Below are 23485 nucleotides of genomic sequence, written 5' to 3'. Positions count from 1 at the left end.
AAATCAAATTTGTTTAATAGATCTAATATCATTATTTGGTAGCAAATAAATTAACTGCTTAATGTTCTTTTTTATGATGGGATGCACCCATTTTTTTTCAATTTCAAATAATGGAAATAATACAAAATTTCTTTTATGCATCATTTTATGAGGTAAATTTAATTTTCCTTTTAAATTTAGACCATTAAAATCTAGTATATCAATATCACATTCTCGAGGGGAGTTTCTGATAGATTTTTTTCTTCCTAGGTTAACCTCAATTAATTTACACAATCTTAATAGTTCAATTGGTTTCAATTTACTACTTGCTTTAATAACAATATTTATAAACTTTGGATTATTTTGGTCTGGCCAAGAAGGCGTTTCGTAGTAACTTGATACTGACAAAAAGTTTACATTATTTTCTAATAAATATGATTTAGCTTTTTCTATATTGTTGACCTTATTACCCAGATTTGAGCCAACACCTAAATAAACTATTTTAACTTGATTTTCTGATATATCTAGCTTTGTCACGATTCCAATCTCTATTTTTCTTGGTGGCTCTTTTATCAAACTGTTTTTTTCCTTTTGCAACTGCTAATTCAATTTTAGCTTTGCCTTTTTTAAAATACATTTTTGTTGGCACAATAGTAAAACCATCTCTTTGCATTTTACCAATCAATTTGTTTATTTCTTTTTTGTTAAGTAAAAGTTTTCTTTCATCCATTGGACTATGATTTGAGTAACTGGCTTGCTTATAAGCTGCTATATGTGAGTTTATTAAAACCAACTCTCCATTTTTTTCTACGGCATATGAATCAGCTATATTAACTTTGCCATCTCTAATAGATTTTATTTCAGAACCTTTTAAAACTATCCCTGCTTCTAAAAGATCTTCAAAAAAATAATTGAAACTAGCTTTTCTGTTTAAACAAATAATCTTTAAACCAGAATTGGTTTTTTTATTCATTAAATCAGTTTAGCTGAAACTAAAGCTTTTTTTACTATTGATTTTGTTTCCTCGGTAACTTTAACTAAAGGCAATCTTACAGAATCATCACATAAGTTCATTAATTTTGCTGCATACTTAACTGGACTTGGATTACTTTCTACAAACATAGCATTATGTACTGTTTGTAAAATATTGTCTAATCGTTTTGCTTCGATAAGATCATTTTCTTTTTTTGAAATTGAAAATTTTTGGAAATCTGAGCAAATTTTTGGAGCAATATTTGCAGTAACACTTATTGATCCAACACCACCTCTCTTATTGAATTCGAATGCATTATCATCATTACCAGTTAGTTGAACAAATTCATCCCCCATTTTAGATAATTGCTGATCAACTCTATTTAAATCTCCAGTAGCATCTTTAACGCCAACAATATTTTTTAATTCAAAAAGTCTTGCCATTGTGTCAACAGACATGTCAATGACAGATCTTCCAGGGATATTGTATATCAATATAGGTATCCCACATTTATCATTAATTGCTTTATAATGCTGATATAAGCCTTCTTGGGTAGGTTTATTGTAATAAGGAGTAACAACTAACGCTCCATCAGCTCCTGCTTTCTCTGCATGTGATGTTAATGAAATTGCTTCTTCTGTAGAGTTTGAGCCAGTTCCAGCAATAACTGGAATTTTTCCATTACTTTCTTTGATGCATAAATCAATTACCCTTTGATGTTCTTCGTGGCTAAGAGTGGGAGATTCTCCAGTTGTTCCAGCTGGAACTAAACCGCTTGTACCATTTTTCATATGAAAATGAATTAATTTTATATAAGCATCTTCATCAAGTCCATTATTTTTAAATGGAGTGATTAACGCAACATTTGATCCTTTGAACATAAATACTTATAACATAGTTTAAAGATTCATATACTAAAAGATTATGTTGAAAAATTTATTATTGTTTATTGTTTTGTTCGTATCAATATTATTCAATTTCAACAATCTTTCAGCAGAAACTAAATCTCTAATTCCGCCAAAAAAACCTGTTTTGACAAGTGATGAATTTAATAAAAAGATATCAAAGAATATTCTTAAACCTTTAAAAAAACCTAATAAAACTAAAAAATTAATAGTTGAAAAAGAGAAACCTGATCAAATAATAAAAGAAACTAAACTATCTTTTAAAGTGCCTAAAAAAAAACCTACTGTGGCAGGTATAAATACATCAAAAAATGTAAAAATATCCAAATATTATAACAAAAAAGATTATGCAATCGCAAAAAAAGCAATTGCAGAAATGCAAAAAAGCAGGTGGTCTTCATCACTTAAAATAGCAAAAAAAGCTAAGGACAAATCAATATATAATTTTATTCAATGGAAACATCTCTTAACAAAAGGAAACCAAGCATCATTTTATGATTATAAAGTTTTTATTGATCAAAACCCTCAATATCCAAGAATAGGTAGATTGGAATATCTTGCTGAACACAAATTATCTACTGCCAAAATATCTCCAAGAAAAATAAGAAACTGGTTTGATGGAAAAGAACCATTAAGTGGTTATGGAAAAATGATACTTGGAGAAAGTTTTGTTTTAAGTGGTGAGTCAAACAAGGGAAAAAAATTGATAAAAGATGGTTGGATAACTGCAGATCTATCCAAAAGTGAATTAAAATATTTTAGAAAAAAATATAAGAAACATTTAAATGCTGATGATTATATTAAGAGGGCTGATTACTTGGCTTGGAACAACAAATATTGGGACCTTAAAAGATTAACAAGATATTTACCTACTGAATATGAGCTATTATATACAGCTAGGCAAATTTTAATGAGTAAGAGTTATGGTGTTGATCAAGCAATTAAAAATGTTCCAAATAAATTTAAAAATGACGCAGGTTTAAATTATGATCGTTTAAAATGGAGAAGAAAAAGAGGACGTGTAGACTCTTCATTGGAAATTTTATTAAGCATTAAAAATAATAAAGATTACTTGGTAAAGCCAGAGAAATGGTGGAAAGAGCGAGAAATTATATCAAGAGCACTAATTTATAAAAAGAAATACGAAACTGCGTATAAAATTTCAAGCAATCATGGAATGTCAGAAGGACCTGATTTTGCAGCAGCCGAATGGATGAGTGGTTGGATAGCTTTAAGTTTTTTAAAAGATCCATTGATTGCAAAAGATCATTTTCAAAATTTCTACAACAATGTAAACTATCCTATAAGCACTTCTAGAGGAGCTTATTGGCTTGGAAGAACTTATGAAAAATTAGGTGATAAAGAACAATCACGTAATTGGTTTCAAGAAGCTTCAAAATATCTAACCACATATTATGGTCAGCTAGCTTTTTTAAAATTAAATCCAAATGGTAAATTTGAATTAAGTAAAGACATGGAGGTTGATAAAAAATATAGATATGTTTTTTTCAATAAAGAGTTGGTAAAAATTACCTATCTTTTACATGAATTAAAAAAAGATAAGTACACAAAATTTATTTTAAGACATTTAGCAAATGATAATATTCAAAAAGGAAGCGAAATTCTAGCTGCTGAACTTGCAACAAATATACAAAGATATGATTTTGCAATACAAGTGTCTAAAATATCTTCTTACCAAAAAAGATTTCATAACAAATTTAATTATCCAATTATAAGCACACCTAAAGCAATTAATGGTCGTAAAATTCCAGAAAGTGCATTTATCTTATCTATAATAAGACAAGAAAGTGAATTTGATTTAAGTGCAAATAGTCATGCTGGAGCAAAAGGTTTGATGCAGTTAATGCCCTACACCGCTAAACTAGTATCAAAACAAGCAAAACTTCCTTACTCAAAATCTAGATTAACTTCAGATCCTGAATATAATATAAATTTAGGTTCTCATTACATTGCAGGGTTAATACTTCAATACGATGGTGCCTACCCTTTTGCTGTTGCTGCATATAATGCTGGTCCCAATAGAGTAAAATATTGGAAAAAACTAAATAAAAATCCTCAAAAAAAACAAATAAATTATGTTGATTGGGTTGAACTTATAAAATTTAGAGAAACAAGAAATTATGTTCAACGTGTATTAGAAAACTATAACGTTTACAGATATATATTAGAAAAAAAACCAATATTGATGAAAGATTTTTTCAAAGATTATCCATTGTATTGATTTTATTTTTTCACTTCCCAAATAATTTTTAATGCTTTAATAACATTGTTATATTTATTTGCGATATCATTTAGTTCTTCTCTTTTAATTTTACCTTCTTTGTATAAATTTTCATATTTCATATCTAATGTAATATTCACATCTTTAATTTTAAAATTTACATCATGAATTATTCCTAATGGTGTGTTTGAATTACCATCTCTTTCCCATTTTTTATTTAACTCTTGATCATATAGCGAAAGACCTAAAACTGTTATCGGCCTCACATGAGTTGGGTCTGATATATAGTCATCATGTCTCGGGTGTGGAACTATTATATTTATTATAGCACCATTGCTAAAGATTCTGTAAAATTCTTTTATAATATCATTAAATACATCAGGATTTTGCCCTACATGTTCAAGTACATGGCTAAGTAAAATTTTATTTACAGAATTATCTTTAAAAGGGTATGGAAATTTTTCTAAATCGTGAACAATATCTGGGTTATAAGTAGCAAATTTGTCAATATTTGTGTATCCAGGTAGAATTTTAGACCCGCATCCTAAATTTAATTTAATCATATCCATATTCATATAGCACCTGGCGGAAGAGGAGGGATTCGAACCCTCGGTACAAGTTTCCTCGCACGGTCATTTAGCAAACGACTGGTTTCAGCCTCTCACCCACTCTTCCGTATGACATAGTGTATTAAGTGATTGTATTGAAAATTCAATATTTATAAAGTAATTATTCGATAATTATGAAAAATAGATACTCTGTATTTTCTTTGATTAAAAATGCTCTTTCTTATCATGAGAATTGGCAGAGAGCATGGAAAGATCCTGTCCCTAAAAAAGAATATGATGCTGTTATTGTTGGTGGAGGTGGCCACGGACTAGCTACAGCCTACTATTTAGCAAAAAAACATAACATGAAAAATATTGCTGTTGTTGAAAAAGGCTGGATCGGTGGTGGTAACACTGGGAGAAATACAACAATAATAAGATCTAATTATTTATGGGACGCAAGCGCTGGTCTTTATGATCATGCTTTAAAAATTTGGGAAGGTTTATCTCAAGAAATTAATTACAATGTAATGTTTAGTCAAAGAGGAGTAATGAATCTTGCTCATAATCTTCAAGATGTTAGAGATTTAAAAAGAAGAACTCATGCTAATAGATTAAATGGTATTGATGCAGTTTATTTAAGCACTGAAGAAGTTAAAAAATTTTGTCCTATTATTAATACTTCACCTGATATTAGGTATCCTGTTTTGGGTGGAACTCTTCAAAGAAGAGCTGGTACAGCAAGACATGATGCTGTTGCTTGGGGATATGCACGTGGTGCAGATGAAATGGGCGTTGATATAATACAAAATTGTGAAGTAAAAGGTATTAAAAGAAATGGTGATAGTGTTGAAGGTATTGAAACAACAAAAGGTTTTATTAAAACAAAAAAAGTTGGTGTAGTTGCAGCTGGACATTCAAGTGTCATAGCTAATATGGCAGGCATAAGATTGCCTCTTGAAAGCAAACCTTTACAAGCATTAGTTTCTGAACCTATTAAACCAATTATAGATACTGTAGTTATGTCCAATGCAGTGCATGCTTATGTTAGTCAATCTGACAAAGGTGAGTTAGTCATAGGTGCTGGCACAGATGATTACGTTTCATACTCTCAAAAAGGAAGTCATCAAATTGTAGAAGGAACACTAAATGCAATTTTAGAGTTGTATCCAATTTTTAGTAGAATGAGAATGCTTAGACAATGGGGAGGAATTGTTGATATCTGTCCAGATGCAAGTCCTATTTTAAGTAAAACCTCTGTTAAAGGTTTGTATTTTAATTGTGGTTGGGGAACTGGTGGATTTAAAGCGACACCTGGATCAGGAGATTTATTTGCTCACACAATTGCAAACGATGAGCCGCATAAGCTAAATGCTGCTTTTAACTTAAATAGATTTATAAGTGGTGACCTTGTTGATGAACATGGTGCTGCAGCGGTTGCTCATTAATGTTTATTATTAATTGTCCATATTGTGGAGAACGAGACCAACAAGAATTTAAAGCTGGTGGTGAAGCACACATTGAAAGACCAAAACAACCTACAGAATTAAGTGATGATGAATGGGCAGAATATTTATTTATGAGAAAAAATATTAAAGGTGTTCAGTTTGAAAGGTGGAACCATGTTCATGGCTGTAGAAAATGGTTTAACATGGTTAGAGATACCATTAATGATGAAATAAAATTAATATATAAAATGGGTGAAAGACCTCCTTCTGAATAAATAATATGTCAAAAAATTTAAGAGTAAAACCAAGCGAGTATATTGATGAGACTGTTAGAGTCTCTTTTAAATTTAATGGAAAAATTTACCATGGTTTTAAAGGTGATACACTGGCTTCAGCTCTACTCGCCAATAATGTTCATTTAATTGGTAGAAGCTTCAAATACCATAGACCAAGAGGAATAATGACTGCAGGTTCAGAGGAGCCAAATGCAATTGTTCAAGTTAATGACAAAACAAACAGAACAGAACCAAATGTAAGAGCTACAGAAGTAGAAATTTATGAAGGTTTAGAAGCTTCAAGTCAAAACTGTTGGCCTAGTGTTGATTTTGATGTTGGTGGTGTAAATAATGCTATCTCACGTTTTTTACCAGCTGGTTTTTATTATAAAACTTTTATGTGGCCAGCAAGTTTTTGGGAAAAATATGAATATTTTATAAGACACTCAGCAGGATTAGGTAAATCTCCAACTGATAAAGATCCAGATATATATGATCATAGATACGTTCACTGTGATGTTTTGGTTGTTGGGGCAGGTATATCAGGAATATTGGCAGCAAAAAATGCAGCAAAAAATAATTTAAAAACTTTACTTGTTGATGAAAAAAATGAATTAGGTGGAGCAACTATTTATCAAAATAGAGAGTTTAATAAAATTGATAATCAAAATTCATCTAATTGGCTTAAAAAAGAAATACAAGAATTAAAAAAGATAAAAAATCTTGAAGTTAAAACAAGAACAAGTGTTGCTGCTTTTCATGGGTATAATTATTTATTGGCAAGAGAAAACTTTACCGATCATTTAGAAAAAAATGAAAAACAAGAAAAGGTAAGACAAAGACTTTTAAAGATAAGAGCAAAAAAAGTAATTCTTGCAACAGGTGCTTTGGAAAGACCTCTTGTATTTAATAATAATGATAGACCTGGAATTATGCTTTCCTCTGCTGTTAAAAAATATGCAGATTTCTATGGTGTGGTATCAGGTAAAAAAAATGTTTTTTTCACGAACAACGATAGTGCTTATGAAAGTGCTTTTTGCTTACATAACAAAGGAATAAAAGTTGAAGCCATAATCGACATTAGAGAAAGTTCAAATTCCAAGATTGTAAAAGCTGTAGAAGAAGCTGGTATTAAAATTTATTGGTCTCACACTGTAGTTGATACTAAGGGTTACAAAAAATTAAACACTATATCTGTCATGGAGTTATCAAATGATGGGTTATCTGTAACTGGAAATAAGACAAACATCTCTTGTGATTGCTTGGGTGTTGCTGGTGGATGGACACCAGCTGTTCATTTGTTCACACAATCTGGGGGTAAGTTAATTTTTAACGAAGATAACAAAATGTTTTTACCTAATAAATATCCTTCTGATCAATTAAGTGTTGGTTCTTGTAACGGTGATTTAAAAATTAAAGAAATTATTAATAATTTATCAAAAAATTTAAAAAAATTTTTAAACATTGAGCAAACTGATTTTGACAATATTGTTGTTGAGAGTGAAGAAGAAAATTCAAAAAGAAATATTTGGTTATTACCATCAGATAAACCTATTGGAAAAACAAAACCATTTGTTGATTATCAAAATGATGCAACTGCAAAGGATATTAAGTTAGCATTACGAGAAGGATTTAGATCAATCGAACATGTAAAAAGATACACAACAACAGGTATGGGTACTGATCAAGGTAAACTTGGTAATATGCATGCACTGGGAATTATAGCAGATACCGCAGGTGTGAAAATGGGTGAACTCGGAACAACAACTTTTAGACCACCTTATACGCCATTGACTTTTGGAACTATTGTTGGTCGCAATGTAGGTGAGTATTTTGATGTATTTAGAAGAACTCCAATGAATGATTGGCATATTAAAAATAATGCAGAGTTTGAAAATGTTGGTCAATGGAAGAGAGCTTGGTATTACCCTATTAACGGTGAAAACATGCATGAAGCAGTTCAAAGAGAGAGTGTAGCTGCAAGAGAAAGTGCTGGAATATTAGATGCTTCAACATTAGGTAAAATTGATATTCAAGGCACCGATGCATCAGAATTTTTAAACAGAGTTTACACAAATGCTTGGTCAAAACTTGGTATTGGTAAATGTAGATATGGTTTGATGCTAAATGAAGATGGAATGGTTTATGACGATGGTGTCACAACAAGACTTGGAGAAAATCACTACTTAATGACAACAACAACAGGTGGAGCCGCAAACGTATTGGGCAAACTTGAAGATTATCTACAAACAGAATGGCCTGAATTAGATGTTTATTTAACCTCAGTTACTGATCATTATGCGACAGTAAGTTTATGTGGGCCAAACAGTAAAAAAATATTAAATAAAATTGCTCCTGATCTTGATTTATCTGAAGAAAATTTTCCCCATATGTCTTTCAAAGAAGCTCAAATCGAAAATATTAAATGTAGAATTATGAGAATAAGTTTTACTGGTGAGCATAGTTACGAAATTAATGTTCAGGCAAATTATGGGAAAGCTCTTTGGGAAAAATGTATTGAAGCAGGTAAAGAATTTAATATCACACCATACGGAACTGAAACTATGCACTTACTACGTGCTGAAAAGGGATTTATAATTGTTGGTCAAGATACAGATGGAACAATGACACCTATTGATCTCCAGATGGATTGGATAGTAAGTAAAAAAAAATATGATTTCATTGGTAAAAGATCACTTTACAGATCGGACACCATGAAAGAAGATCGTAAACAATTAGTTGGACTTGTAACAGATAATCCAAACATAATTTTAGAAGAAGGTGCCCAAATAGTTTCTGAATTGAATCAATCTCCTGTTAATATGCTTGGGCACATTACATCCAGTTACTATAGTCCAAATTTAAAGAAATCTATTGCCCTAGCTGTTGTTAGAGGTGGAAAAAAAATGATGGGAAAAAAATTATTTATTCCAATGGAAGATAAAACAATTAATGTAACTATAGTAAATCCAGTTTTTTTTGATGAAGAAAATAAGAGGTTAAATGCTTAATTATAAATCTCCAATAAATACAGAAATCAAATATAAAGATATATCAATTAAAGATGTTTCACCCATCATGAAACTAAACTTAAGAGGAAAAAAAAGAGAGTTCTTTACAGCTGTTGGAAAACATTTGGATATGATTTTACCAATAGAGGCAAACACATCTTCATCTAGCTCTAAACTTACTTCTATATGGTTAAGTCCTGATGAATGGATGATTATATCAAACGATATAACTGAAAAAGATACAAACAAATATATTCTTGAAGAAAATTTACGTAACAGTATTTCAAAAACTAATTTAGGTGCTGTAATTGATGTAACTGATCATTTTGTAATGTTAGAATTAGAGGGAACGAATATATATGAGTTATTTTCCTCTGGTAGTCCGTTTAATTTTGATCAATTCAGAGAAAAAAAAGGGTCTACCACACAAACATTGCTAAACAACGTTGATGTAATAATTCACAATAAAGGTGAAAATTTAGTTAATTTATTTGTCAGACGCTCATTTTCAGAGCATTTATACTCTTGGATAAATGATAGTGCGTCAAGGTTATAAGGTTATTCTTTAATTTTTATGGGTAAAAGAGGTAATGAAAAAACTTATCTTACTTGCACTTATAGTGCTTTTACCCTTTTCCGTTAATGCAGATACAAAACTAGATCAAATATTAGCTTCTGGTGAGTTAAAAGTTGGAACAACAGGAGACTGGGATCCAATGACGATGAAAGATCCTGCAACCAATAAATATAAAGGGTTTGATATAGATGTAATGAATGAATTAGCTAAAGATATGGGCGTAAAAGTTACTTTTGTGCCAACTGAATGGAAAACTATAGTTTCAGGAATTACTTCAGGCAGATATGATATTTCAACAAGTGTTACTAAAACACCTAAAAGAGCAGAAGTTGCTGGCTTTACTTCAACATATTATAAATATGGCACAGTACCACTAGTTCTTAAAAAAAATTTAAAGAAATTTTCGACTTGGGACTCTTTAAATAAAAATGGTGTTAAGATAGCTACTACACTTGGTACATCACAAGAACAAAAAGCAAAAGAATTTTTTCCAAACTCCACTTTAAAATCTGTTGAAGCTCCAGCTAGAGATTTTCAAGAAGTTTTAGCAGGAAGAGCTGATGGAAATATTACCAGTTCTACAGAAGCAAATAAATTAGTGATTAAATATCCTCAATTAGCAATTGTTCAAGATGGTGAAAAAAATCCTGCTTTTTTAGCAATGATGGTTCCTAAAAAAGATACTGTTTGGAATGATTATGTAAGCGATTGGATTGAGAAGAAAAAAAATTCAGGATTCTTTGAAAAGTTATTGGCTAAATATAATCTTAAAAGTTTATAATCAGTTAGATATTAATTTTTAATTCTCTATAACTTTAAGAGTGAAAAATATATTTTTTTTACTTTTAATTATTCCCCTCTCTTCTTGCACAAATCAAGAACTAGGGTGGTTTATTATTTCTCCAAATAATATTGAAGGGTTAACAAATCTTAAATTTTTACTAAGCGGTTTAACAACTACAATTTATATTTCTGTAATATCAATTATTATATCGATGTTATTAGGTTTGATAGTTGCTATCCCCTCTTTAGCTAAAAATAAATTTTTAACCTTTATTAATATTGGTTATGTTGAAATTGTAAGAGCGGTACCATTATTGGTTTTAATCTTATGGATTTACTATGGATTACCAATAATGACGGGTATTAGTTTTAGTCCATTTATTTCAGGAATAATTGCTCTGGCAATAAGTGAAAGTGCCTTTCAAGCAGAAATTTTTAGAGCTGGTATAAATTCAATTAAGAAAGCACAATGGGAAGCCGGTAGTTCATTAGGTCTAAATTTTTTCAAAAGATTAAGGTTGGTAATACTTCCTCAAGCAATAAAAAATATTTTACCTGCTATAGGGAATCAATTTGTTTATGTATTAAAAATGTCTTCATTAGTATCAATAATTGGTATTGGTGACTTGACTAGAAAAGCAAATGAATTGGTGGTCACAACCTATAGACCTTTGGAAATTTATACTTTTTTAATACTAGAATATTTAGTTCTTATTCTGATTGTTTCATTTTTTGTAAGAAGACTTGAAAAAAGACTAAAAGATAAATAAATTTTTACTTAATATGATTTAGCCAATTTCTAACTTCACAAGTTCGATCTTCAAAATTTAACAATTCATTTTCAGCTTTTATATATGAAATGTGTTTTTGATATTCCTCTTCATTTAGAAAATTTTTATTTTTAAATAATCTCTCTTTACGACCTGCAATAAGGTTAATCATTTGATAATATTCATAATCTGGATGATATTGTAAGCCTGTAATCTCAGAATTTCCTACATTAAAACTTACACCCATCACATTATTAACTTTATCACTTGATAGGAGAGTAGCATTTTTTGGTAATTCACTAACTTCATCAAAATTAAATGCCGGTGTATTAAATTCTTTTTTTTTATCTTTGTATATAAAATGGCTATGACCGTTATTGTTAATGATCACATTTGATGCAATTCCAATATGTGCACCATTTTTTCCAGGGTTTACTTTGCCACCAGCTGCTGTCGTACAAACTTGTAGCCCCCAACAAATTGCTAAAATCTTCTTATTTTGATTTAAACAATCGGATGCAAAATTGATGTGTTTTTTAATGATATCAGTCATATCATTTAATCTCATTGCACCTCCCGTAAAAATAATACCATTGTATTTACTTATATTTTTTATGGCATTACGTGTTTCTTCGTCATGACCAGGGTTTATAATTTCTGTATCTGTTGAAGGATCTATTTTTAAAATTAAATTTTTTAAATTATCTGCAGCTGAGGCACCAGCCGCTTTAATAAAAAACTCACTATCTTCTCTAATGTTTCCTTCAACAATTAAAATATCTAAATTACTCATTTAAAACAATTTACCAGTCATACTATGTTGATACATTATTTTCATATCATCTTTAGTCAATTTTTTTGGATTACCACTTGTTGATGGATCTGCTAAAGCCATTTCTGACAACCTATCGAGATCAAAATCTTTTTCATTAATAACATCAGATAGTTTATGTGGCATATCTAGTTTTTTTCTTAAATCTAAAACCCATTTAACAAAACCATCAAAAGATCGCTCTTTAAGTTCTAAATAATCACAAATTTTTATTATCTTTTTTTCAATAACGCTCTTATTGAAAGTTAATACATAAGGCATAAATATTGCATTAGACAAACCATGATGAATATTATTTAAGGCATTTACAGGATGACTCAATGAATGAATTGCGCCCAATCCTTTTTGAAATGCAGTTGACCCCATACTTGCAGCTGTAAGCATATTTTGACGTGCTTCCATATTTGAACCATTGTTAACAGCTTCAAGTAACCATTCATTAATTATTCTCATACCTTCTAGAGCTATACCATCGGCCATCGGATGGTATCCTGGAGCACAATAAGCTTCTAAATTGTGCGCTAAAGCATCCATTCCTGTTGCAGCAGTAATTTTTGCAGGTAAACCTAATGTCAAAGTTGGATCAAGAATAACTATTGATGGCAAAAACTTAGGATGAAAAATTATATTTTTTACACCAGTTTCTTCATTTAAAATTACAGATGCACGTCCAGTTTCAGAACCAGTTCCAGCAGTTGTTGGAACGGCAATAATTGGAGGAATTTTATCAGAATTAGCTTTAGTCCAGTTGTCTCCTACGTCTTCAAAATCCCATAATGATAATGTTTGTCCAGACATGAACGCTATAGCTTTACCAACATCTAAGCCACTACCACCTCCAATAGCTATTACTCCATCACAATTATTCTTATTATAATAATTGGCACCCTCAGTAACATTTGTTCCTGTTGGGTTACCAACGACATTAAAATATAACTCTGTGGAAATCTTATTATCTTTCAATATTGTTAAAGTTTTTTTTACAATATCAGTTTCAGCCAAACCTTTGTCTGTTACTAATAATGGTTTTGAAATACCTAAGTTTTGACAAGCTATGGCTATGTCATTAATTCTATTTTCACCTACCCACATTGTTGTTGGATAGTTCCAGTTGTATTTATTCATAAAGTTTTAAAATGTATAATTCATATAGAAAATTCAATCAAATTCTAATTGTTTCGTCTATAAACCCATGGATATTCAAATTTCATTGACCACATACCAATTTTGTTAATTCTTGCATAATCTTCATCTCTGATAAACTTTTTAGAATACCTTCTATAAGCAAATGCATAACCACTTCTAACAAGATAACTGGATAAACTTTCATCATTTACAAAACACTCTGCTAGAGTTCTTTTATATTGATCTTTACCTTCACTAATACAGATAACTTTATTTTTTCCAATCTTATCTATAAGAATTTGTTTGGCTGTTATTCCACAAGGATCACTCTCACCTTCTTTAATACATTTTTGTTTTAATTCTGGTGTATCTATGCCACTAAATCTAATTTTTTCACCATTAATTTTAATTGTATCTCCATCCGTTATCTTAATATCTTGTGATTTAATATCGATATATGTGAAAAAAAAAACTAGTGCTGAAACACTAATAACTAAAATGGCTTTTCTTTTGCTTAAATACATTATTTAAAAAATACCCAATGAAAATTATTAGAGCAATACCCATAATCCAATTAGTTGCCATTATTGTGTAAAATATATCATTATAATCACCACCTCTTATATTAATCACATACCATAAAGACAAAAATGGAAATGCAGTTAACCTAAGTATACTTAAATATAGGCTATAAATTGGTTTTTTAAGTGCTTGGAATACTGCTGTAGTGATAAAAAATACCGGATAAATAGGACCAATTAAGGCTGCAACTTTAAGATAAAGCGCCCCATGTTTAATTGCTTCAGTATTATCAGTAAATTGAGATACAAAAAATTCTGCACCAAAAAATAATATTATTCCTGCTCCAATCATAAATGAAGAGCCAAATAAAAGAGCCTTTGTATATAATTCTCTTATACGATTAAACTTCTTTGCACCAAAATTTTGTCCACCTATTGATAGTACCGCAGTATTTAAACCAATAACAGGTAATAAAAAAACCTGCTCAACCCTTAAAGCAGAACCATAGCCAGCGGTAGCCATTTCTCCAAATTGTCCAATAAAATATAAAATATTAAATATGCCAACTCCTATAAAAAGCATACTAAACATTATAGGGAGTGCTTGAGAAAATAATTCTCTCAACATATCTAATTTAGGAATAAAACACTGTATGTATAAATATTTTCTTAATTTACATGAGTTAATTTTATAAGCTAAATAAAATGTTCCAATAGATTGAGAAATTACTGTTGCAATAGCAAGTCCACCTATACCAAAAGCAGGAATAAACCCGTAACCCCAAATAAATAATGGATTTAAAAAAATGTTTAAGAAAAAACTAAAGATTAATACATTTCTATAACTTTTTGTATCACCTTGAGCATTAAGAGCACCATTTAAAGAAATTTGTATCATCACAATAAAAGTACCGTAGAAAATTATATCTAAATATTCTCTTGTTAAAACAATGCTTGAAGCATCAGAGCCCATTACACCTAAAAGAAAATTAGAAACATTTAATCCAAATAATGTGACTATAACAGATGTTAATATTGCAAAAATAACTGATTGAGCAATAAATAGTGATGCTTTATTAAATTTCTTTTCTCCTAATAAATTACCTATACATGCATTTGTTGCAGCACCAATACCAACGCCTACCGCTATAATTACAAAATATATTGGAAATGATTTAGCTATTGCACCTATAGCTTCTGCTGAAATTCTACCTGCAAACCAAGTATCAACTAAATTATAAAAAGTTTGAAATAACGAACCTACGCTTGCAGGTATCGTTACTTTTCTAAGAAGATCCCAAATAGGGTCTTTTGTTAAATTTATTTGTTTAGACAATTTATTTTTATTTATATTCTTTTTGGAATATATGCTTTGAACCACTCTTTTTAGCAAGATTTATTTGTTCTTGTCTCATTCTAAATCGTGTCTTTTGGGATTTTGTCAAGTTATCGTAACATTTTGGGCAAGAAACACCTTCTTCGTATTTTTTTGATTTTTTGTCTTTAGGTGAAATTGGTTTTCTACATCCACTGCACATGAAATAGGTTCCAACACTTAAACCGTGTTTAAGACTGATCCTGTTGTCAAAAACAAAGCACTCACCTTTCCACATACTATCTTTTTTCTTAGTATTTTTAAGATAATTTAAGATACCACCATTCAATTGATAGATATTTTTGAAACCTTTGTTCTTTAAATATACTGATGTTTTTTCACATCTAACACCACCAGTACAAAACATGGCTACTGGTTTATTCTTTTTTAATTTATTTAGATATTTAGGAAAATCTCTAAAATTATTTACATTTGGATTTACCGATTTTTTAAATGTTCCTACGTCAAATTCAAAAGGCTTTCTTGTATCAATAATATGGGTATCTTTTTTTTTAATTAATTTGTTCCACTCTTTTGGATCTAAATGAGTTTCTAAATTTCTTTCTTTAGAATTCAACATTAAATTCATTGGAACAATTTCTTTTTTAATTTTAACTTTAGGTTTGTGAAAAGGTTGGAATGAAGATTTAGAATTATTACTATTATCAAAATTTCTAAATGAAAATAGCGATTTAAGTTTTTTAATTGTTTTTTCTATATCTTTAACTTGGCCAGATATAGTTCCATTTAATCCTTCTTTAGCAATAATAATAGTTCCTCTTATATTGTTTTTAATAAAAAATTTTTGCATAGCATCTTTATTTTTTTTTAAAGATGTAACTTTTATAAATTTGTAAAAACCAAAAACTTTAAACATTATAAAACTCTACAAACTGTCATACCATCTCCTAAAGGAATTATAATTTGTTCAACTCTTTTATCATTAGCAATATGAGAATTAAATTCTCTTATGTTTACTGTGTATTTATCTAAATTTTCTTTATCAGCAACTTCTCCATGCCACAAAACATTATCAACAATTATTAAACCCCCCTTATCAATTAGATTTAATGATCTTTCGTAATATTCTTTGTAATTCATTTTATCAGCATCAATAAAAACCATATCAAATTTATTATTTTTAAGATCTTCTAAGCTTTCTAAGGCTGGTTTTATTATTGTTTTTATTTTGTGGTCTTGTTTTGCTTTTTTAAAAAAATTTAATGCCACCTTGTTAGTTTTTTCATTTTTATCAAGCGCTGTCAGTCTACCATCTTCTGGTAAAGCTAGTGAAATTGAGAGTGCACTTAATCCTGTGAAAGTTCCAATTTCTAGTACATTTTTTATATTTGAGATTTTTACGATTAAATGCAAAAAATAGCATTGTGATGGATCAATTTGCATCCTTTTGATATCGCCTAATGTATTATTGTAATCAATTATTTCTTGCTGAATTGGATTTAACTTTAATCCAAAATCATTAATATAATTTTGTAATTTTTCTGTTATTTCAAGGTTTGCACCCATTTTTATTAAAGCTTTTTCTTTAATATCTCATTTATTAATTGAGGGTTTGCTTTACCACCTGAAACTTTCATTGCTTGACCTACAAAGAAACCAAATAGTTTTTCTTTACCGTTCTTATATTCGATAGCTTTTTCACGATTATCATTAATTATCTTATCAATTAAAGCTTCTAGAGCTTTGGGGTCACTTTCTTGTTTTAAACCTTTTTCTTCGACAATTACTTGAGGATCTTTATCTCCATCAAGCATTAATTCAAATATTGTTTTACCTATCTTTCCAGAAATCGTTCCATTTTTAATTAGATTAATTAATTTTGCTAAATTTTTTGCACATATTGGGCTTTCAGATATTTCTAAATTTTTATTGTTTAAAACAGCAAACAATTCACCTGTAATCCAATTAACTGCTAATTTCATATCACGGTTCTTACCCATTTTTGCAACAACTTCTTCAAAATATTTTGCAATTTCAATATCAGATACCAATATTGTTGCCTCATAAGCAGACACTTTAAATTCATCAATAAATCTTTTCTTTTTATCATCAGGTAATTCTGGAATATCAGCTTTTAATTGTTCTATAAATTCATCTGTAACTTCTAATGGTAATAAATCTGGATCTGGAAAATATCTGTAGTCATGAGCATCTTCTTTTGATCTCATTGATCTAGTTTCATTTTTTTTAGTATCAAATAATCTTGTTTCTTGGTCAATTGATTTACCTTCTTCTATCAAATCGACTTGTCTATTAGCTTCATAATCAATTGCCATTTGCATAAATTTAATAGAATTAACATTTTTAATCTCACAACGTGTTCCAAGTTCTTTACTGTCTTTTAATCTTACAGAAACGTTAACATCTGCTCTTAAGGAACCTTCTTGCATATTACCATCACAAGTACCCAAATATCTCATTATGGATCTTAATTTCTTAATATAGGCGCTTACCTCATCTGGAGTTCTTAAATCAGGTTTGCTAACAATTTCCATTAAAGCTACACCTGATCTATTTAAATCTACTAAAGTATTTTGTGGATCCATATCATGAATACTTTTTCCAGCATCTTGCTCTAAATGTAATCTTTCAATACCTACCTCTTTTTGTCCATTTGGCATGTCAAGAACAACAGTTCCCTCTCCAACTATCGGGTATTTAAATTGTGAAATTTGATAGCCTTGTGGGAGGTCGGCATAAAAATAATTTTTTCTATCAAAAACTGACCTTTTGTTGATTTGAGCTCTTAAACCAATACCTGTTTTTATTGCTTGTTTCACACAATATTCATTAATTACAGGCAGCATTCCAGGAAAAGCAGCATCAACTAAACTTACTTGAGTATTAGGTTCAGCACCAAATTTTGTTGAAGAAGATGAAAATAATTTTGAATTAGATGTCACTTGTGCATGCACTTCAAGACCAATGACAACTTCATAAATATTGTCATATCTTTCAATCAAATATTCTGAACTATCTTTAGGCATTATTTAATCCACCAATCTGAAATTTTGTTTTTAAAGTTAATCTTATCTTCCATTGCATAAGCTAAATTTAATATCTCTTGTTCTTTAAATGCTTTACCAATTATTTGTAATCCCAAAGGATATCCTGCAGCGTCATGTCCTGCTGGAATAGATATGGCTGGTAGTCCTGCTAAATTAACAGGTACAGTGAAAATATCATTTAAGTACATTGAAACAGGATCATCTTTCTTTTCACCAATTTTAAATGCTGAACTAGGTGTTGAAGGTGTTAAAATTGCATCTACTTTTTTATAAGCTTCATCAAAATCATTTTTAATTAATTTTCTAACTTTTTGCGCTTTCAAATAATAAGCATCATAATATCCAGATGATAAAACATACGTACCAATCATTATTCTTCGTTGTACTTCTGCACCAAAACCTTCAGATCTTGTTTTTTCATACATATCAATCAAGTTTTCACCTTTAGCTCTAAAACCGTACTTAACACCATCGTATCGAGCTAAATTTGAAGAGGCCTCTGCTGGGGCAACTATATAATATGTTGGTAATGCGTAACTAGTATGAGATAATGAAATATCTACTATTTCTGCACCACAATCTTTTGCATATGTAATTCCTTTTTGCCACAACTCCTCAATCTCCTTAGGCATACCCTCTACTCTATATTCTTTAGGTATTCCTATTTTTTTTCCTTTAATATCTTTAGTTAAGTCTTTGCTATATTGATCTCTATTAAAATCAATTGACGTAGAATCTTTATTATCATATGAACTGATTACTTCTTGTAACAATGCACAATCCTCAACATTTTGTGCCATTGGTCCTGCTTGGTCTAATGAAGAGGCAAAAGCAACAATTCCATATCTAGAACAACTTCCATAAGTAGGCTTTAACCCAACTGTGCCTGTAAAGGATGCTGGTTGTCTAATCGATCCACCAGTATCTGTTCCTATTGTAATTGGTGTCAGCTGACCACTTACAGCCGCTGCAGACCCACCTGATGATCCACCTGGAACCAATCCTTTATCAATAGGGTTTTGTACATTTCCATAAAAACTTGTTTCATTGGAAGATCCCATGGCAAATTCATCACAATTCAATTTACCAAGTAAGATTGCTCCTTCATTCCATATATTTTGAGTAACCGTAGATTCATAAGTTGGGACAAAGTTTTCTAAAATTTTACTTCCCGCTGTAGTTCTAATATCTTTAGTGCAAAAAAGATCTTTAACAGCCATCGGTATTCCTGGAAGTTTTAAATCTAGATTAGGTTTTTCATCAAATTTTTTTGCTTTATCAATAGCATTTGAAAAATCTTCTGAGATATAAGAATTTAATTCTTTTGACTTTTCTGAACGTTCAACGAATGCTTTGGTAATATCTTCTGATGATAGTTTTTTTTCTTTAATATTTTTGACTAATGATGTTAATGATTGAGAAGTTATATCAGACATTATTCAACAACTTTCGGAACTACAAAAAAATCCTCGTTATCTTCAGGTGAATTTTTTATAATTTGTTCTCTTATATTTTGATTTTTAACTTCATCTGATCTAAATTTTAAAGTTGTTTCAGCAACAGATGTAAGTGGCTCTACTTTATCAGTATTTAATTCGTTTAATTTTTCAATAAATTTAAATATTGAGTTTAAATCACCTGCAAGTTTTTCAGCTTTTTGCTCATCAACTGAAATTCTTGATAATTTTGAAATGTGCTTTATTGTTTTAAGATCAATGCTCATATGGTATTTAAATATGTCGCAAACTATCACTTAAGTTAAAAATATACAATATGATCACTATTGAAGATTTTAAAAAAAAACAGTCTGAACCCTCTAGATTGATTGGATTGGATCTAGGCTCTAAAAGAATTGGTGTATCTATCTGTGATGAGAGGCAATCTATTGCAACACCCTTTAAAACAATTAATAAAACAAACACAAATGAGTTAATTGATGAATTACGGGAGATAATTACCGAGTATAACATCAAAGGAATAATAATAGGAAATCCTATCAATATGGATGGTTCATTAGGCAGATCTTCTCAATCAGTAAATGATGTATCTAATAATATTGACAAATCAATTGATGTGGATGTTTGTTTGTGGGACGAAAGACTCTCTACTGTAGGGGTATTCAATATCTCCAGTCAGCTTGATGTAAATGTTAGCAAAAGAGAAAAGAATATAGATCAAAACGCAGCAGCATTCATACTCCAAGGTGCAATTGATTTTTTAAATAATTAATTCTTGCCATAAGGGTACTTTATAGTTATAGAGTTAATTTTAATGGCAATTAAAACAAACAAAGCTATTAAAATCTCCCAAAAACATTTGTTAGGTATCCAAGATTTATCAATTAATGATGTTAATTTAATTTTAGATGAGTCACAGGCATTTATTAAGCTTAATCAAAGTAAGAATAAAAGATTAAATATATTAAATGGCAAAACTCAAATTAATCTATTTTTTGAACCATCTACCAGAACTCAAAGCTCATTTGAGTTAGCAGGTAAAAGATTAGGAGCTGATGTGATGTCCATGAATATGGGAAATTCTGCAATTAAAAAAGGTGAAACTTTGATTGATACCGCTATGACTTTAAACGCTATGCATCCTGATATAATTGTTATTAGACATCAAGACTCTGGGGCATGTAACTTATTATCACAAAAAGTTAATTGTGCTGTATTAAATGCTGGTGATGGAAGAAGAGAGCATCCTACTCAAGCACTTTTAGATGCTTTAACAATTATTAATCGAAAAAAAAAAATTGAAGGTCTTAAAATTGCAATTTGTGGTGATATACTTCACTCAAGAGTAGCAAGATCAAATATTTATTTACTAGCAATGCTTGGTGCAGAAGTAAATATTATTGCTCCATCAAATCTAATGCCAAAAGAAATAGAAAAATTTGGTGTAAATACTTTTACAGATATGAACAAGGGTCTAAAAGATTGTGACATAGTAATGATGTTGAGATTACAAAATGAAAGGATGACAGGTTCCTTTCTTTCTTCTAACCGTGAATACTATGAATATTATGGTTTAACACCAGATAAAATGGATCATGCAAAACCTGATGCAATCATAATGCACCCTGGACCTATGAATAGAGGAATTGAAATTGATACAAGATTAGCTGACGATATTAATAAAAGTGTAATTAAAGAACAGGTAGAACTTGGCGTGGCTGTGAGAATGGCTTGTTTAAAAATTTTTTGTGAATAAATGAAAAAACAATATTTTATAAATGCAAATATAATTGATCCATACAATTCATTAAATGAAAATGGAGGCTTAATTATTGGTGAAGATGGTAAAATTGAGGCTATAGGCAAAAAAGTAAATACCAACAATTTGCCAACAAGAGAAAAACCAATTGATTTAAAAGGTAAATATATATTTCCTGGGTTGGTGGATATGAGAGTATTTGTAGGTGAACCTGGTTATGAATATAAAGAAAATTTTAGAACTCTTAGTAATGCAGCATTATCAGGTGGTGTAACATCAGTTGTTACAATGCCTAACACAGATCCAATCATTGATAACGTATCAATAGTAGATTTTTTGAAAAGAAGAGGAAGAGATAAATCAAAAATAAATATATTTCCTTGTGCTTCACTGACACAAAACACTGAAGGCACAAATATGACTGAATTTGGCCTTTTAGCAAGCAAAGGAATAGTCGGCTTTACAGATGGTGTAAAAACCATTCAAAATACAAGTTTGATGTCTAAAATAATGAATTCAGCTAAAGATTTAGGATGTTTGATCATGCAACATGCTGAAGATTATTATCTTTCTAAAAATGGAATGATTAATTCTGGTATTATTGCTACTAAACTTGGTTTATCAGGAATACCGGACATTGCTGAGAGAATTATAATTGAAAGAGATTTAACCTTACTTGAAAAAGCAAAATGTCGTTATCATATTTCACAAATTTCATCAGCAAAATCAGTTTCTATAATTAAAGAAAAAAAAAGTAATATTAAATTTACATGCGGTGTATCAATAAATAATCTCTCTTTAAATGAAAATGATATAGGGGATTTTAAAACATTTTTAAAACTATCTCCGCCTTTAAGAAAAGAAGAAGACAGGGAAGCACTTGTTCAAGGTTTAAAAGACAGAACTATAGATGTAATTGTTTCTGATCACAAACCTGAGGATGAAGAATCTAAAAGATTAACTTTCTCTCAAGCAGCAACTGGGGCCTCTGGTATAGAAACACTTTTATCATTAAGTTTAGAATTATATCACAATGGATCAGTTAAACTTGAAACTATAATCCAAGCTTTGACATCTAATCCAGCAAAAATTTTAGGTATTAACAAGGGAAATCTATCAATAGACAATGATGCAGACTTTTGTGTAGTTGATCTAGATAAACCCTGGATTGTTAAAAAAGAAAACTTAGTTTCAAAATCTAAAAATACTTCAATTGAAGATAAAAAGCTCCAAGGCAAAGTAACTAATACCTTTGTAAAAGGTAAGGAATTATTTAAAATATAGTTATGGAACATTTTACAATAGGTATTATTTCATATCTTATGGGATCTATTCCATTTGGTTTTATTTTAACAAAAATTTTTTTACAAAAAGATATTAGAGATATAGGTTCTGGTAATATAGGAGCAACTAATGCTTTAAGAACTGGTAATAAGGTAATAGGATATACAACGCTCTTATTAGATATATCTAAAGCTATAATCCCAGTTATTTATGTTAAAATTAATTTTCCAGAATTAATATTTATAGCTTCATTATGTGCATTTTTAGGTCATGTATTTCCAGTCTGGCTTAAGTTCAAGGGTGGCAAGGGTGTTGCTACATATGTTGGTATTTTATTTTCTATAAACTTTTTATTAGGAACAATTTTTATAATAAGCTGGATGGTAATATTTATTTTTACAAAATATTCGTCACTTTCCTCAATAGTTGGATCTATATCTATACCAGCATATCTTTTGCTCATAGGACAAACCAATAATGTTATTTTTTTTGTAATAATGTTTGTTTTGATCTTTTTTACACATAGAGAAAATATCAAACGACTGAAAAATAAAGAAGAAAGTAAGACTAAAATTTATTAATTTGACTATCA

At 29.8% G+C, this 23485-nt stretch carries 24 protein-coding genes and 1 tRNA gene; 11 read left to right on the top strand and 14 right to left on the bottom strand.

From position 1 onward, the window contains the following. Positions 1 to 3: 3 nt before the first annotated feature. Genes folK through dapA form a run of 3 tightly spaced genes read right to left on the bottom strand, consistent with a single transcriptional unit; the run spans position 4 to position 1833 of the window. Entirely contained in the window at positions 4 to 516 is a 513-nt protein-coding gene (folK, locus tag ACIJYE_RS03110) for a 2-amino-4-hydroxy-6-hydroxymethyldihydropteridine diphosphokinase (protein WP_435091131.1), read from the bottom strand. Then, positions 482 to 952 carry an SsrA-binding protein SmpB gene (gene smpB / locus ACIJYE_RS03105; protein ID WP_435091130.1) on the bottom strand — a complete coding sequence of 157 codons (471 nt, stop codon included), beginning with the start codon at positions 950 to 952 and terminating at the stop codon, positions 482 to 484. The genes folK and smpB overlap by 35 nt, the downstream gene beginning before the upstream one ends. Further along, positions 952 to 1833: a 4-hydroxy-tetrahydrodipicolinate synthase gene (gene dapA / locus ACIJYE_RS03100; RefSeq protein ID WP_435091123.1), complete on the bottom strand. Its 882-nt coding sequence runs from the start codon at positions 1831 to 1833 to the stop codon at positions 952 to 954. The genes smpB and dapA overlap by 1 nt, the downstream gene beginning before the upstream one ends. Positions 1834 to 1876: 43 nt before the next feature. On the opposite strand from dapA, the gene ACIJYE_RS03095 reads away from it, so the two are divergent. Continuing rightward, the gene (locus ACIJYE_RS03095; protein ID WP_435091120.1) at positions 1877 to 4099 is read left to right on the top strand and encodes a lytic transglycosylase domain-containing protein; all 2223 of its coding nucleotides are present in this window, start codon (positions 1877 to 1879) and stop codon (positions 4097 to 4099) included. Positions 4100 to 4101: 2 nt separating this feature from the next. Here the strand turns inward: ACIJYE_RS03095 and ACIJYE_RS03090 are convergent, their stop codons facing one another. Together ACIJYE_RS03090 and ACIJYE_RS03085 are read right to left on the bottom strand one after the other, a co-directional pair. Beyond that, entirely contained in the window at positions 4102 to 4662 is a 561-nt protein-coding gene (locus ACIJYE_RS03090) for a class I SAM-dependent methyltransferase (protein WP_435091118.1), read from the bottom strand. A 20-nt stretch (positions 4663 to 4682) separates the two neighbouring features. Further along, positions 4683 to 4774 (bottom strand) — tRNA-Ser (locus ACIJYE_RS03085). 67 nt (positions 4775 to 4841) lie between these two features. Here ACIJYE_RS03085 and ACIJYE_RS03080 point away from each other — a divergent pair. From ACIJYE_RS03080 to ACIJYE_RS03055, 6 genes are read left to right on the top strand one after another with little or no spacing between them, the layout of a single operon-like run. Beyond that, complete coding sequence (locus ACIJYE_RS03080; RefSeq protein WP_435091116.1) at positions 4842 to 6095, top strand: sarcosine oxidase subunit beta family protein; 1254 nt, start codon at positions 4842 to 4844, stop codon at positions 6093 to 6095. Continuing rightward, positions 6095 to 6370: a sarcosine oxidase subunit delta gene (locus ACIJYE_RS03075; protein WP_435091115.1), complete on the top strand. Its 276-nt coding sequence runs from the start codon at positions 6095 to 6097 to the stop codon at positions 6368 to 6370. The genes ACIJYE_RS03080 and ACIJYE_RS03075 overlap by 1 nt, the downstream gene beginning before the upstream one ends. Positions 6371 to 6375: 5 nt before the next feature. Beyond that, complete coding sequence (locus ACIJYE_RS03070) at positions 6376 to 9381, top strand: sarcosine oxidase subunit alpha family protein (protein ID WP_435091114.1); 3006 nt, start codon at positions 6376 to 6378, stop codon at positions 9379 to 9381. Then, a complete protein-coding gene (locus ACIJYE_RS03065; protein ID WP_435091112.1) occupies positions 9374 to 9937 on the top strand; it encodes a sarcosine oxidase subunit gamma family protein in 564 nt (187 codons plus the stop codon). The genes ACIJYE_RS03070 and ACIJYE_RS03065 overlap by 8 nt, the downstream gene beginning before the upstream one ends. A 34-nt stretch (positions 9938 to 9971) precedes the next feature. Next, positions 9972 to 10739: a transporter substrate-binding domain-containing protein gene (locus ACIJYE_RS03060; protein ID WP_435091110.1), complete on the top strand. Its 768-nt coding sequence runs from the start codon at positions 9972 to 9974 to the stop codon at positions 10737 to 10739. 40 nt (positions 10740 to 10779) lie between these two features. Beyond that, on the top strand, positions 10780 to 11511 hold the full coding sequence (locus ACIJYE_RS03055) for an amino acid ABC transporter permease (protein ID WP_435091108.1): 732 nt from the start codon (positions 10780 to 10782) through the stop codon (positions 11509 to 11511). 4 nt (positions 11512 to 11515) lie between these two features. Here the strand turns inward: ACIJYE_RS03055 and ACIJYE_RS03050 are convergent, their stop codons facing one another. Genes ACIJYE_RS03050 through gatC form a run of 9 tightly spaced genes read right to left on the bottom strand, consistent with a single transcriptional unit; the run spans position 11516 to position 20116 of the window. After that, positions 11516 to 12304, bottom strand: a complete 789-nt coding sequence (locus tag ACIJYE_RS03050; protein ID WP_435091106.1) for a glutamine amidotransferase-related protein — start codon at positions 12302 to 12304, stop codon at positions 11516 to 11518. Continuing rightward, positions 12305 to 13468 (bottom strand): iron-containing alcohol dehydrogenase, encoded by a 1164-nt coding sequence (locus ACIJYE_RS03045; protein WP_435091104.1) that lies wholly within the window; start codon positions 13466 to 13468, stop codon positions 12305 to 12307. It lies immediately after the preceding gene. Positions 13469 to 13512: 44 nt separating this feature from the next. After that, the gene (locus tag ACIJYE_RS03040) at positions 13513 to 13992 is read right to left on the bottom strand and encodes a thermonuclease family protein (protein ID WP_435091103.1); all 480 of its coding nucleotides are present in this window, start codon (positions 13990 to 13992) and stop codon (positions 13513 to 13515) included. Beyond that, positions 13955 to 15325: an MATE family efflux transporter gene (locus ACIJYE_RS03035; protein WP_435091101.1), complete on the bottom strand. Its 1371-nt coding sequence runs from the start codon at positions 15323 to 15325 to the stop codon at positions 13955 to 13957. Before ACIJYE_RS03035 ends, ACIJYE_RS03040 begins: the two co-directional genes overlap by 38 nt. A 7-nt stretch (positions 15326 to 15332) precedes the next feature. Next, complete coding sequence (locus tag ACIJYE_RS03030) at positions 15333 to 16241, bottom strand: rhodanese-related sulfurtransferase (protein WP_435091100.1); 909 nt, start codon at positions 16239 to 16241, stop codon at positions 15333 to 15335. Further along, a complete protein-coding gene (locus ACIJYE_RS03025) occupies positions 16241 to 16891 on the bottom strand; it encodes an O-methyltransferase (RefSeq protein WP_435091099.1) in 651 nt (216 codons plus the stop codon). Before ACIJYE_RS03025 ends, ACIJYE_RS03030 begins: the two co-directional genes overlap by 1 nt. A 5-nt stretch (positions 16892 to 16896) precedes the next feature. Beyond that, positions 16897 to 18372 carry an Asp-tRNA(Asn)/Glu-tRNA(Gln) amidotransferase subunit GatB gene (gatB, locus tag ACIJYE_RS03020; RefSeq protein ID WP_435091097.1) on the bottom strand — a complete coding sequence of 492 codons (1476 nt, stop codon included), beginning with the start codon at positions 18370 to 18372 and terminating at the stop codon, positions 16897 to 16899. Next, positions 18372 to 19829 carry an Asp-tRNA(Asn)/Glu-tRNA(Gln) amidotransferase subunit GatA gene (gene gatA / locus ACIJYE_RS03015; RefSeq protein ID WP_435091096.1) on the bottom strand — a complete coding sequence of 486 codons (1458 nt, stop codon included), beginning with the start codon at positions 19827 to 19829 and terminating at the stop codon, positions 18372 to 18374. The genes gatB and gatA overlap by 1 nt, the downstream gene beginning before the upstream one ends. Then, on the bottom strand, positions 19829 to 20116 hold the full coding sequence (gene gatC / locus ACIJYE_RS03010) for an Asp-tRNA(Asn)/Glu-tRNA(Gln) amidotransferase subunit GatC (RefSeq protein WP_435089018.1): 288 nt from the start codon (positions 20114 to 20116) through the stop codon (positions 19829 to 19831). The genes gatA and gatC overlap by 1 nt, the downstream gene beginning before the upstream one ends. Before the next feature lie 50 nt (positions 20117 to 20166). On the opposite strand from gatC, the gene ruvX reads away from it, so the two are divergent. The 4 genes from ruvX to plsY are packed head-to-tail and all read left to right on the top strand — an operon-like array spanning position 20167 to position 23474. After that, positions 20167 to 20622 (top strand): Holliday junction resolvase RuvX, encoded by a 456-nt coding sequence (gene ruvX / locus ACIJYE_RS03005; protein WP_435091095.1) that lies wholly within the window; start codon positions 20167 to 20169, stop codon positions 20620 to 20622. A gap of 42 nt (positions 20623 to 20664) precedes the next feature. Beyond that, complete coding sequence (locus tag ACIJYE_RS03000; RefSeq protein WP_435091094.1) at positions 20665 to 21606, top strand: aspartate carbamoyltransferase catalytic subunit; 942 nt, start codon at positions 20665 to 20667, stop codon at positions 21604 to 21606. After that, positions 21607 to 22893: a dihydroorotase gene (gene pyrC / locus ACIJYE_RS02995; protein ID WP_435091092.1), complete on the top strand. Its 1287-nt coding sequence runs from the start codon at positions 21607 to 21609 to the stop codon at positions 22891 to 22893. Positions 22894 to 22895: 2 nt separating this feature from the next. Then, positions 22896 to 23474: a glycerol-3-phosphate 1-O-acyltransferase PlsY gene (plsY, locus tag ACIJYE_RS02990; RefSeq protein ID WP_435091090.1), complete on the top strand. Its 579-nt coding sequence runs from the start codon at positions 22896 to 22898 to the stop codon at positions 23472 to 23474. Positions 23475 to 23485: the final 11 nt, after the last annotated feature.

The organism is Candidatus Pelagibacter bacterium nBUS_30, from assembly GCF_051201245.1.
Taxonomy (GTDB): domain Bacteria; phylum Pseudomonadota; class Alphaproteobacteria; order Pelagibacterales; family Pelagibacteraceae; genus Pelagibacter.
Note: the sequence above shows the minus strand (reverse complement) of the source record. Positions and strands in the feature narration are given on the sequence as shown.